The organism is Sphingobacterium sp. UBA7253 (assembly GCF_002472745.1).
GTDB lineage: Bacteria > Bacteroidota > Bacteroidia > Sphingobacteriales > Sphingobacteriaceae > Sphingobacterium > Sphingobacterium siyangense.
On the sequence record NZ_DKSP01000161.1, the window covers coordinates 1 to 13,944 of the forward strand.

Here is a 13,944-nt window from a genome sequence, read left to right on the forward strand (position 1 = left end):
AAGTTTGGTCTATATCCGCCCCGATTCCAATTTGGTCTGAGATATGTATTTTGTATCCGTCATATTGAATACCACCGATAACAGGATCCTCCAGATGGCCAACCATACATGTGTCCAGATCAAAAAACTTGACATTTGGGGCAGCATACGCGAAATGTACCTTAGCAGCCAAAGCCAAGCGAGATTCCAGCATTCCTCCGATCATACAAGTAATGCCGTATTCCGCAGCAATATGATTAATTTTTAAGGCCTCTTGAATACCTCCTGATTTGGAAAATTTAATATTGATATAATCGCAAGCATCAGCTTTACAGAGACGCTCTGCGTCATGGTGAGAATAAACAGATTCATCCGCCATCACGGGAACAATAGTTTCTGTGCGCAATTGCGGTAAATATTCGTCATCCCAGGTACGCATTGGTTGCTCACAAAATTGTATCTTAAAAGGTTCTAGCCCCTGCAAAGCTTCTATTGCCCCCGCATAAGACCAGCCTTGATTTGCATCCACGCGAATAGGCATTTCGAATCCAACAGCCTTACGTATTTCACGAATACGCGCAATATCCGTTTTTGGCTCCTTCCCCAGTTTAACTTTAAACATGACCGCACCTTCGTCCTGTAAACGCTTTGCCTTCAGCGCCATCTCTTCCGGAGACGCAATTCCTAAAGTGATATCTGTCGTAATTTCTCGTTTCGTTCCCTTTAGAAACTGATAAAGCGGTAGACCAGCATGTTTGGCGGCCAAGTCATACAAGGCCATATCAAAAGCCGATTTGATCGTTTTGTTACCGGCAATATACAAATCCAATTCAGCCAAACGCTCTTCTATGGCCAAAGGATCGCGCCCCTTCCAGATCTTTGCAAAATCTCTAGCCAGAACTAAGCAAGTATCTTGTGTTTCTCCAACGATCATCGGAAAGGCAGAACATTCGCCCACACCATATATATTGGCATCGGTATATATACGTATAAAAGTATTTTGCGCATAGTCCATTGTCCCTGTCGCAATGACAAAAGGTTCCATAGGAATGCTTAGTCGATAAATTTCAATTTCAGTTATTTTCATCTCATTCTCTTTAGTTAAGCCATGTCGATACAGCATAAAAGGATATGCAATACTTTGCCTAATTTATATATATTCTCGCAATCTTGGGATGCTTTTTCCATATCGCACAAAAAAATATTGCCAAATGTTGCATTATTCAGCTACGCATCAAACTGTATTAACAGCCACGAATACCAAATACAATATCAGCAACAAAACACTTCAAAAGAAATGATAAAATCAAATTAAACACATTTTCATTAGAATATTTACAATATTTACGTTTTTTATTCCTATATTAGCAATGTATAATATTTGAAAAGGAAAGATGATTCAACAAAGACCGAAAACGGAGGGCCTCTACGACCCTAATTTTGAGCATGACGCCTGTGGGGTAGGCTTTGTCGCCCATATCAAAGGAAATAAATCACACGCACAAGTAAAGGATGCATTGACCATGTTGGAAAACATGGAACACCGCGGTGCTTGTGGCTGTGACCCAGAAAGCGGTGACGGAGCAGGTATCATGATCCAGCTTCCACATGAATTTTTATGGGAAGAATGTATCAACTTGGGTATACAACTGGAAGAGCCAGGTTATTATGGCACAGGTATGGTCTTTCTTCCTAAAGAAGAAGACATGAACAAAATATGTCGGGATTTGATTGAGGAAGCGGCAACAGAAAGGGGTATGAAATTCCTTGGCTACCGTCCAGTACCAGTCAATCGTGAAGGTATTGGACCAACAGCGCTCAGTGCAGAACCTGAAATTGTCCAATTTTTTGTCAGCAGACCGGACGGCGTTTCAAACACTGAAGAATTTGAACGCAAACTTTTTGTACTACGTCGCCTGATCATTCAAAAAGTTAAACAACAACAAGAATATCCTCTCCCGCTTTACTTTGCATCGCTTTCTTGCAAAACAATTATTTACAAAGGTCAATTAACAACATACCAGGTCGGAACTTATTATCTTGATTTACGCGATCCTCGTGTGGTATCTGCTTTTGGCTTAGTTCACTCGCGCTTTTCCACCAACACCTTCCCTTCATGGTCGCTTGCTCAACCATTCCGTATGCTGGCACACAATGGCGAGATCAATACGTTGACAGGTAACCTGAATTGGTTTTATGCAGGTATGCGCGCTTTATCATCGCCCTATTTTACGGAAGAAGAGATGGAAATCTTACTTCCAATCGTTGACCGTGGTCAGTCCGATTCGGCCTGCCTCGACAATGTAGCGGAACTTCTTTTACACAGCGGTCGTAGCCTCACCCACGTCATGTTGATGTTGGTACCTGAAGCTTGGGATGGCAATACACAAATGGATCCTTTAAAACGTGCTTTCTACGAATACCATGCGACGTTGATGGAGCCTTGGGATGGTCCTGCAGCCCTCTGCTTCACCGATGGTAAGCATATTGGTGCTACTCTAGACCGCAACGGTTTACGTCCACTACGTTATGCCGTAACCTCAGACGACCGCGTCGTTGTTGCTTCTGAAGCGGGAGCACTTCCGATCGAGGAGTCTACCATCATCAAAAAAGGCCGCCAACAAGCAGGCAAGATTTTTCTTGTCGATATGGAACAGGGCCGTATCCTTACCGATAACGAAGTAAAAGATCAGCTGATCAACCAGCAGCCCTACAGCGATTGGTTGGACAATTACAAAATCAAACTGGAAGAACTGGAAGAGCCTCGTGTAACCTACACCTATCTTTCCAAAGATTCCGTTTTCAAATATCAAAAGACATTTGGTTTCTCCCGCGAGGATCTGGAAACCATCCTGACTCCAATGGCATTGACAGGGTACGAACCGACAGGCTCAATGGGGTCCGATGTTCCGCTGGCCATTCTTTCCGATCAACCACAGCATATTTCAAGTTATTTTAAACAATTTTTTGCCCAAGTAACTAACCCTCCAATCGATCCGATTCGCGAACGCTTGGTCATGAGTTTAGCAACATTCATCGGTAATGCAGGCAATATCCTGATCGAAGACAAGAAATTCTGTCACTGTGTGACTTTACCGCATCCGATCCTGACCTCCAAAGAACTGGAGAAATTGCGTTCGATCGACACAGGATTGTTCCAAGCAAAAACCATTCAGTCTTATTTCCGCTCAGATGGTAAGCCTGGATCATTGGAAGCAGGTCTGGAACGCTTGTGCCGCTATGCGGATGATGCCGTACGTGATGGTTTTGAAGTCTTAATTCTTTCAGATCGTGCGATCGATTCCAAACATGCAGCAATACCATCGTTACTTGCTGTTTCAGCAGTCCATCACCACTTGATCAAAACAGGTAACCGTGGCGCTGTAGGTCTAGTGGTCGAAGCCGGTGATGCTTGGGAAGTGCACCATTTTGCCTGCCTATTAGCTTTCGGTGCCACTGCGATCAACCCGTATATGGCATTGGCGAGCATCCGTACGATGAAGGAACAAAATACCTTAGATACAGAGCTCACTTGGCCAGAATTATCCAAAAACTACGTCAAGGCCGTCAACAATGGTTTGTTGAAAATTTTCTCCAAAATGGGGATCTCCACATTGCAATCCTACCACGGAGCGCAGATTTTCGAGGTACTCGGCATCGACAAATCTGTCGTTGATAAATTTTTCTGCGGAGCAGTCTCACGTATCGGTGGCATGACATTAGATGATCTTGCCAAAGAAGCCCTCTCAAAACACTGGCGTGGATTTGAAAAAAGCCGTACACCGCAAAATTTATTGCCAGAAGGCGGTATTTACCAATGGAAACGCCGCGGTGAAGGCCACCTTTGGAATCCCGACACGATTCACCTATTGCAACAGGCCTGTCGCACCGGAGACTACGCAACCTATAAAAAATACGCACAGAAAATCAACGAGCAGAAGGAACATATGTTTACCCTTCGTGGATTGTTGGACTTTGCAAAACATCGCAATTCTATTCCATTGGAGCAAGTAGAACCTGCTAGTGAAATTCTAAAACGTTTCGCAACCGGAGCGATGTCCTTTGGATCAATTTCCCACGAAGCGCATAGTACCCTTGCCATCGCCATGAACCGCATCGGTGCAAAATCGAACACTGGTGAAGGTGGAGAAGATGAATTGCGTTATCAACCGCTTCCAAATGGAGATTCTATGCGCTCGGCTATTAAACAGGTTGCCTCGGCTCGTTTTGGTGTCACGTCCAATTATCTGACACAAGCGGACGAACTACAGATCAAAATGGCCCAAGGTGCCAAACCGGGAGAAGGAGGTCAATTACCTGGTCCCAAAGTGGATGCCTGGATTGCAAAAACCAGACACTCTACACCGGGTGTCGGTCTGATTTCACCCCCCCCCCACCACGATATTTACTCCATCGAAGATTTAGCGCAGCTGATCTTTGACCTAAAGAATGCTAACCGTCAAGCAAGAATCAACGTAAAATTGGTCTCTAAAGCAGGTGTTGGTACCATTGCTGCCGGAGTTGCAAAAGCCCATGCCGACGTCATTCTTATTGCAGGTTTTGATGGTGGTACAGGTGCATCTCCAATCAGTTCAATCAAGCACGCTGGACTACCTTGGGAATTAGGCCTTGCAGAAGCGCATCAGACACTTGTTAAAAACAAATTGCGCAGTCGTGTCGTGTTACAAGCGGACGGCCAGGTAAAAACAGGTCGCGACATCATCATCGCTACACTATTGGGCGCTGAGGAATGGGGCGTATCTACAGCAGCATTGGTTGCCGGCGGCTGTATCATGATGCGTAAATGCCACCTGAATACGTGTCCTGTAGGTGTTGCAACTCAAGATCCAGAACTGCGTAAATTATTCTCTGGAAAACCAGAAGATATTGTCAACTTATTTACCTTCCTCGCGGAGGAAGTCCGGGAAACTATGGCTTATCTAGGCTTCCGTACCATCAACGAAATGGTGGGAAGAGCTCAATTCTTGAAAAAACGCGAGAATATAAACCATTGGAAAGCTAAGAAAATTGATTTCACAGACATTCTACATGTGGAACGCAACGAGCCTGGACAATCGTTATACAATACCGAAGAGCAGGATCACGGTATGGCCATGATTTTGGATTGGGGCCTCCTAAAACAATCAAAATTGGCTTTAGACAGCAAAACTCCTGTATTTGGCACCTTTAAGGTCAAAAATACAGACCGTACGATCGGAACAATGTTGTCCAATGAAATTTCAAAACTCTACGGTTCTGAAGGCCTGCCTGATAATACCATCAATTTCAAATTTGAAGGTTCCGCCGGACAAAGTTTCGGTGCATTTTCAACAAAGGGTCTTTCATTTGAATTACAAGGTGAAGCCAATGATTATGTTGGAAAAGGGCTATCAGGAGCTCAGCTAGCAATCTATCCAGTTGCAGAAAGTGCTCTCGTACCGGAAGATAATATCATTATCGGCAACGTTGCACTATTTGGAGCAACCTCTGGACATCTATTCGTGAACGGACAGGCCGGCGAACGCTTCGCCGTACGTAACTCAGGTGCAACAGCTGTCGTTGAGGGTGTTGGTGACCATGGCTGTGAGTATATGACTGGGGGCCGTGCGCTGATCTTAGGGGCAACGGGTCGTAACTTTGCTGCCGGAATGAGCGGTGGTATCGCATGGATCTACGACATTAACGAGGATTTCCGCGAAAACTGCAATCAGGAAATGGTCGATCTGGACCCATTGGAAAGTGAAGACGAAACCGCAATTATCGCTTTGCTGAAACGTCATATTTTGCTTACCAATAGCCGCAGAGCAGATTTCATCCTGCAAAACTGGTCAAGAGAAAAAAATAAATTCATTAAGGTATTCCCTAGAGAATACAAAAATGTCATTCGTCAAAAATTAGTTGAAGCATAATATAGGAAGCACAGATCATGGGAAAAATTACAGGTTTTAAAGAATTTGAGCGCGTGCTTCCGACAAAAGAAGCTGTGGAAGGTCGCGTAAAGCACTTTAAGGAATTCAATAAAGGATATTCAGAGAATGAGCTCAATAAGCAAGCTGCTCGCTGCATGGATTGCGGCATTCCATTTTGCCATTCAGGTTGCCCACTGGGCAATGTCATCCCTGAATTTAACGATGCCGTATACGATGGAAAATGGGAAGAGGCCTATCAGATTTTGTCCTCCACCAATAACTTCCCTGAATTTACAGGTAGAATATGTCCGGCACCATGCGAATCAGCCTGTGTACTTGGCATACATAGTACTCCGATCACTATTGAGGAGATCGAAAAACATATTATTGAGATTGCTTTTAAAAAGGGTTATGTCAAAGCACATAAAAGCTATTTAAAAACAGGCAAACGCGTCGCTGTCGTGGGCTCTGGTCCAGCAGGACTAGCGGCTGCCGCTCAGCTCAATAAGGCTGGGCACGATGTTATCGTCTTCGAACGTGATGACCAGGTTGGAGGTTTACTCCGTTACGGTATTCCGGATTTTAAATTAGAAAAATCGGTGATCGATCGCCGTGTCAATCTCATGAAAGAATCGGGAATAGAATTCAAGGTTAACACAGAAGTTGGCAAAGATATCAGCTTTTATGAATTAAAAGCTTATGATGCAGTTATATTGGCCACTGGTTCAACCGTTCCTTGGCACATGCAATTACCGGGGCATGAAGCTAAAGGCATACATTTTGCCATGGACTTTTTGACCCAACAGAATAAAGAAGTAAGCGGAATCGCTATCGAACAAGACCGCATCTTGGCAACAGACAAACATGTTGTTGTCATCGGTGACGGTGATACCGGATCAGACTGTATTGGTACATCCAATCGTCATCGTGCAAAAAGTATTACACAGATTGCCCGCAAACCTACACCATCTAAACATCGCCTAAAGAACAATCCTTGGCCGATGGACAAGCTCACATTCGGAACCTCCTCTTCCCAAGAAGAAGGCTGTGAAAGACTTTGGGCTACAGAAACCCAGGAATTTGTCCAAGACGAAAATGGTCATATTAAGGGAGTAAAAATCAAGGAAGTTCAATACGAAGTTGATGAATTTGGAAAAAGAACCCGCTTAGGAGAATCCGAGATCCGTGAAATACCGGCAGACCTCGTATTACTGGCTATTGGTTATCAACATACTGAACATACGCTCTTAGAACAGTTAGGTGTTCGTGTAGATGAAAAAGGAAATATCCTCGCAAATGACAAAGAATACCAAACGACAATTGATAATATCTTTACAGCCGGAGACTGCCGTAAAGGCCAATCGCTTGTTGTTTGGGCCATCTCCGAAGGACGCGAATGTGCTCGAAAAGTCGATGAATACCTAATGGGTTATTCAGAGCTTGAAAGCAAAGACTTCCTGACCACAATAAATGCTTAAAAGTAGGCCGCGCTCAACAGAGAGTTCATACAAGTGGTACACCAAGCCACCGTATAATCTTTAGCGATAAGAGCAAAAGCGTGAACAGTATAAAATCATAAAAAGGTCCGTTGAGAATTCAACGGACCTTTTTATGATCAGTCATTCGTCCCTATTTCAGTGGGTCCTTAAGTTTAACAAAATAAATGCTGTTTTTATCTACAGTCTTTATGTAAGGCAATATTTTCGACTCATAGAAACCTTTTCCGGTTACCCCAAAATCATCATCATTACATACCGCGATCATGAATGGATTAATGACAGCCAAGCCCTCTGCTTTATCATGCGGATACAATTCCTTGATGTCAGTCATTAAATCAGCAACCAATGTCTTATTGACTGGTTTAATATTATACTTTGCCAATGTAGCTGCGTCTTTGAGTTCCTCGACAGTTTTACCGTCAAATAATTTCCCAGTTGCGGTATTATTCGCATCCGAGATATCTGTTGCGCCAGAAAGATCTATTTTATAAATTTTCTTAAATACAGTAGAGCGAGTTGCTTCTGTCGCGTATTCCCCATCACGTTCCAAGACAATAAATGTTGAATTGCTCACGGCAGCAATTTCACTTACAGCCTGCAAATCGGTACGCTCCATCATATAGACATATTGTTTCGTGGCACCGCTCGCAATATCGAGCGTAACAATACGGATTGCCAACGAATTTTTAATCGCATCTTTAGATGGATTATACAGCGGAAATTGCATGATTCCGACCAGTGTTTTACCGTCAGGCGTAAGCGTCAATCCTTCCATTCCGCGATTAGGACGACGTTTGGCAAATACTAAAGGCAACTTTTTACCCGTAGACCAAGGATTAATCCGTTCGATTTCTTTTCCCGAAGCGTCAAAATGAACGATATGTGGTCCGTATTCGTCACTGACCCACCAAGAACCATCCGCCGCTCTCGCTAGTCCCTCTGAATCGATTCCATCCTCGCTTTTCCCTAGATCTTTACCATCAACCCCCAATGCTTTTTCTCCAGAACCACCCTTCCCTTCAGGATTTGGCAGACCATTCAATTTCACACCATCTTTATTTTTCAATTCGATAACAGATTCCAATGTTAGCGTATTTTCCTTTAATCTGAATTTACCGATCTGCGGTGCAAATGCCGGAGTAGCAAATACTTTACTATCGCTTTCTGTCCCATCAATATTTGGTCCCCTATCAGTTAAAAGATAAAATATAGATTTATCAGTAGGATCTTGGACCATCGAAGACCCATAGCCTCCATTATACACTTTTACATCATTAATATCACTTAATACTTTTGGGTCTGTTGCTATTGCCTTTTGCGGATAGGTCAGTTCTGTCGGGTCAGTAATCTGCGACACATCATCTTTACTACATGAAGCACACAATAGGGCTATCCCCAGTACACTGTATATTTTTTTCATCTGTACAAATTTTTCAAATAATGTTTACTGCTATTCAGGTTCATTCCAATAGCCAAATTCTATTCCTGTTGCCTTGCATATCCGATAAAACAGTAAGGTTAGTCTAAACAATCTATACTTGGCTGGCTGTCCGAATACTGATGCAAACATAATTGCCAGATATTAGCCAATCATTAACATAAGTTTAAATAAACTGCATCTATCGTAAAAAACATCCTATAAAAANNTTAAATACCCTCGGTTATGGAATTTTGAATTTTCCTGCATCACTAGAAAAATAACAACTAATTGTACCGCGAACCATCGATGTATTCACGGACCTCACCTACTAAACATAGAAAGATGAAAAAGATCATAGTTGCCCTGTTCATAATTTTGGCATTTTCCAATGTGGATACGAAATCTCAGATCAAAACTACACGCGAAATACCCAGCTTAAGAATTAAAAATGACGATAGCCAGCAAAACAAGGTGATGTTGGCAGACCTAAAAGTAGATGTTGCGATCTTCGGAAATATGGCCAAAACGACGATGACAATGGTCTTCGACAATAAGACCAATCGCGATCTCGAGGGCGAACTGACATTCCCTATGCCGGAAGGCGTTTCCGTGAGCGGTTACGCCTTAGATATCAACGGCAAATTACGCCAGGCAGTTCCAGTCGATAAAAATAAAGGTACCGAAGTATTTGAAAGTATAGAAACACGCCGGGTCGATCCGGGTCTATTGGAAAAAGTCGAAGGCAATAATTTCCGAACTCGGATTTACCCATTACCAGCGAATGGGAAACGCACCGTTCAGATTAGCTATTCGGAAAATCTGACAACAGCATCCGATCAGGCTCGTTACTACCATCTACCCTTAAACTATACATCCCCCATTGAAAACTTCACCTTGGATATCCATGTCTTTCAAGACACACATAAGCCAAATTTCACAGAGAAACCAGATGGTTCGTTGGCATTCTCACAACATAACAGCAATTACACAGCTTCTTTACATAAACAACAGTTTAAATCCCAGCGAAATTTAGTCATTCAACTGCCGACAGACAACAGGGAAACATCAGGTCTATTTCAGGCAAATAATGACAATACATTTTATTTTCTTGCCAATGCAAGCGTCAACTCCATAAAACCTGCTCAAAAGAAATGGGGGCACAGCATTGGAATTATATGGGACCGTTCGCTCAGCAGTAAAAATAGAGATATAGAAAAGGAACTCGCGCTATTAGATTTCTTTTTTAAAGAAAACCCCAATATGACTGTTGATCTGGGCTTATTGGACATCCGCTTTGTAAAAGGGCATACGTTTCAGGTAAGTCAAGGTAATTGGAATGATCTCAAAAACTACATCAAAGGAATTAATTACGATGGCGGTACAGATTATAGCCAAATAAAGGCCGGTGTAATAAAGGCCAGCAATTACCTGCTGTTTAGCGACGGCCTTTCTACATTTGGTCAAAGTAAAATGAGCCTTGACAATCCAGTCTATTGCATTACTTCATCCAGCGGGTCCGACTATGGTGTCCTAAAACAAATTGCCCAAAAACATATTGGAAAGATGATCAATTTAGTCAATACCTCAATAACTGAAGCTTATCATAATCTAAATACGATAAACCTTATCTATCTGGGGATAAAAGAAAAAAATGATTTTGAAGAAGTTTATCCTCAAAAAGGTACCCCAATACAAGCCAATTTTTCTATCGCGGGCTTAGGGAAACACCCAGGATTGAAGCAGCTCACCGTACTTGTAGGAGATGGGCAACAAGCACCACAAGAGATTAGTATAGCGCTGCACCCTGACCATGGTGAAATTGACCTACAGCAGATCTGGGCACAAAAGAAAATTGAAGCGCTGGATCTTCAATACGAAGACAATCGTGAAGAAATTGAAACCCTTGGTAAACAGTTCGGTATTGTTACCCGAAATACCAGCTTAATTGTACTGGAAACTGTAGAAGATTACATACGTTATGCAATAACTCCACCTGCCGAATTGCTTTCCGAATTTAATCGGCTCATAAAAGAAGAACGTATCGCAAAGGAAGAACGTGTAGCAGACTTGTTGGATCAGGCTCAAGACATTACCAAACAGCTTCAGTCCTGGTGGAATACCGATTTTCAGCAAAAAAAGAAATATCCAAAGCGTAAAAGATTAATTCGCATTCCAGAACCTGCCGTTGCTGAAGAGATGGCTACCGGTGTTGCTCCTGTTACACCCATTCCGTCGCGTCGCTCAGCTAGTCCTGCAGCTCCCACGCTAGCCTTAGAATCGCGTTCATCTGACCGAACCTCAGCGAAAAGCATCTCGGCAACTGGCAATTCAAGCACTGGCCATACAGCAACCAGCGAACTGGCGAGGGCGGCCGCATCTGAGGACGTTCTTCAGGAATTCGCTGTTGTTCAATCCTTAGAAGGACGTGTAGCTGGCCTACAAACGCCAAGCAGCACTAACAACATACGTGGAAAAATCAGCATCCCCGAAATTAAAGAAGACCAAGCCTATTTACAGGACCTTATTCAATCCAAAGATCCTTACAAAAGCTATCTCCAACTTCGGGATCAGTATATGGGAACGCCAACTTTTTATTTTGATGTCGCAAACTTCTTTTTCAAAAGAGGAGATCGAGACAAAGCGCTACTCATTTTAAGTGCACTCGCAGACTTACAAATTGAAAATGCAGATCTCTACAAAACCATCTCTTATAAGTTACGGGAATGGGGCGATTACGACAATGCACTATTCATTACAGCTAAGGTTTTAAAATGGCGTCCAATGGATCCACAAAGCCACCGCGATTATGCCCTTGTCTTACAAGACAAAGGTATGTTCAAGGAAGCACTAGAACAATTATATGGGATTTTGACCCAGAGCTACTCCCCGGAAGCAGCCGACCGCGATGACGGTATTGAAGAAACATTGGTTATGGAAATCAATAATATCATTAAAGCAAACAAAGCTGCAAGCTCCACAGTTACCGTGAACAAAAAATTGATTGCGGATCTGCCCGTCGACATTCGTGTTGTCATCAATTGGAATTCACAAAACACCGATATAGACCTTTGGGTAACTGATCCAAATCAAGAAAAATGCTTTTATAGTAATCCAGCCACAGCGATTGGGGGTCGACTCAGCAATGACTTTACTGGCGGCTATGGCCCTGAACAATTTTTATTGAAAAAAGCACTAAAAGGAAAATATAAAATTGAAGTTGATTTCTTTAACGATGGTTCCCTGACGCTAGCAGGTCCAGCGGCTGTGATGGCTGAAATTTATACCTACTATAGCAGTGGAAAGCAAGAACGAAAAATCGTTACGATCTACCTTGACCGCAATAAGGAGCGCAATATTGGTATTGGCGAATTTTCATTCCAGTAGATTACCAGAGACAGTGAAGTCAATAAATTGACTTCACTGTCTCAATTAATGCAATTTACGAATAACCAGATCTTTTTGTCTATTCTCTAATTTGGTTTTTACATAAGGGTAAGTAAATACTGCTCCTAAAACGATACAGGCTCCAAGATAAAACCCGCCGCTCATGGTCTCCTTTTGCCCAAATATCAACATCGCTAACAGAATACCATATACAGGCTCCAGATTGGTTGTCAGCGCAACAGTAAAAGCAGATAATTCCTTCATAACAGCAACGCCCATAACATAAGCCACCGCCGTACAAACCACACCTAACAACAGCAGATAAATTAAATCTTGCCGCCCCAGTCTCATTTCAGCATTGAAATCTCCTGTAAACAACATCAATATGCTGATCCAAAAGCATGCCCCCATCATCTCATAGAACGTAATCAGGGTTGGGCTCGATTTTTTAACCATACGCGCATTGGCGATAGAAAATATACTCGCGCAAAACGCACAACCAAGCCCCGCCAATAGACCAACGAGGTAATGTGTTTCAAAAGAAAAGATCGTATAAATACCGATGATAATTACCAAACCAACTACAATATCCAACAGTGCAATGCGCTTTTTATTCACAATAGGCTCCAATATTGCCGTAAATAAAGTCACCGAGGATAGCGTAACCAATGTCACCGATACGGTCGATACTTTGATCGAATAAAAAAATAATACCCAATGCAGCCCAACAACGGCCCCCACCATAAAAAACTGGAGAAACTGTTTCCGCGAAACTACAATCGATTGTTTGGTTACCAAGAAATAGATCAACAGCGCGATAGACGCTATTGCAACACGATACCACACTAAATGAAGGGCAGATACGGAAATCAGACTACCCAAAATCCCGGTAAATCCCCAAATAAGTATTGTTAAATGCAGAATTAGAATATTCCGATTTAATTGAATTTTAGCCATATTCTCTAGAATACATTTGTATAGAAATGATGAGCAATACCTATTATTTCCCTTTATAAGGCAGGCTCACTGAAGTTATTGAAAACTGAACAAAAAATTACTTTGGCGCTTTTATCGCCAGGTATAGTGCTACCAAAAAGAAGGTAACATTCGGAATTAATACGGCTATCAACGGTGGCAGTCCCCCTTTCAAAGAAAACATCGTTGCAAACTGTATAAAGACGATATATGTAAAACTTAACGCGATACCAATCCCAAGACTCAATCCTATCCCCCCACGCACTTTCTTAGAGGACAGTGCCACACCCATCAAGGTCAGTACAAAAGCTGAAAATGGATACACATAACGCTTGTATTTCTCAAGCAATAAATCGTTCATGACTCCTGTTCCTCTGATCTCCTCCTTATGGATACGAATATTTAATTCGCGTGTATCCATGGCGGTAAACATATTGTCACGTACCTCAAAATCCGAAGGTTTCATATCCAAAGTCGTGTCTTTAACGGCTCCTTTGTCCATGCGTTCATGCAGTCCATTGATAATACGATTGGTATATCCTTCGATCTTCCATTTTGTTGCCACCGAGTCCCAGGTAATACGGTCAGCCATCATTTTTTCCTTGAGGGTATCCCCTTTGAAAATTTCAAGTACAAAGCCGTATCCTGTTTTGGTTGTATTATCAAAATTGTCTATATAAACATAGCTGTTTTTGTCCAATTGCATGTGAGTAGAAACCCTCGAGTTATCCTTGGGTGGCTTTACGTAGATATTTTCAAAATCAACCTTCATCTTATT

The 13,944-nt window shown here is 42.5% G+C and carries 7 protein-coding genes; 3 read left to right on the plus strand and 4 right to left on the minus strand.

The features are described 5' to 3' along the window. Nucleotides 1-1,066, minus strand: a 1,066-nt coding sequence (locus tag B2X72_RS16485; protein ID WP_286850760.1) for a mandelate racemase/muconate lactonizing enzyme family protein, incomplete at its 3' end; no start/stop codon positions are given. Nucleotides 1,067-1,373: 307 nt separating this feature from the next. On the opposite strand from B2X72_RS16485, the gene gltB reads away from it, so the two are divergent. Together gltB and B2X72_RS16495 are read left to right on the plus strand one after the other, a co-directional pair. Next, on the plus strand, nucleotides 1,374-5,888 hold the full coding sequence (gltB, locus tag B2X72_RS16490; RefSeq protein WP_088160254.1) for a glutamate synthase large subunit: 4,515 nt from the start codon (nucleotides 1,374-1,376) through the stop codon (nucleotides 5,886-5,888). 17 nt (nucleotides 5,889-5,905) lie between these two features. Continuing rightward, complete coding sequence (locus B2X72_RS16495; protein WP_145327830.1) at nucleotides 5,906-7,366, plus strand: glutamate synthase subunit beta; 1,461 nt, start codon at nucleotides 5,906-5,908, stop codon at nucleotides 7,364-7,366. A 151-nt stretch (nucleotides 7,367-7,517) separates the two neighbouring features. Here the strand turns inward: B2X72_RS16495 and B2X72_RS16500 are convergent, their stop codons facing one another. Further along, the gene (locus B2X72_RS16500; protein WP_088160252.1) at nucleotides 7,518-8,807 is read right to left on the minus strand and encodes an esterase-like activity of phytase family protein; all 1,290 of its coding nucleotides are present in this window, start codon (nucleotides 8,805-8,807) and stop codon (nucleotides 7,518-7,520) included. A 342-nt stretch (nucleotides 8,808-9,149) separates the two neighbouring features. Between B2X72_RS16500 and B2X72_RS16505 the strand changes: the two genes are divergently transcribed. Beyond that, complete coding sequence (locus B2X72_RS16505; RefSeq protein WP_286850763.1) at nucleotides 9,150-12,191, plus strand: VIT domain-containing protein; 3,042 nt, start codon at nucleotides 9,150-9,152, stop codon at nucleotides 12,189-12,191. Between the two features lie 45 nt (nucleotides 12,192-12,236). On the opposite strand, the gene B2X72_RS16510 is transcribed toward B2X72_RS16505, so the two are convergent. Both B2X72_RS16510 and B2X72_RS16515 read right to left on the minus strand, forming a co-directional pair. Beyond that, nucleotides 12,237-13,148: a DMT family transporter gene (locus B2X72_RS16510; protein ID WP_145327832.1), complete on the minus strand. Its 912-nt coding sequence runs from the start codon at nucleotides 13,146-13,148 to the stop codon at nucleotides 12,237-12,239. Nucleotides 13,149-13,245: 97 nt separating this feature from the next. Continuing rightward, nucleotides 13,246-13,944: LptF/LptG family permease (locus B2X72_RS16515; protein WP_286850767.1), on the minus strand; the 699-nt coding region annotated here is incomplete at its 5' end.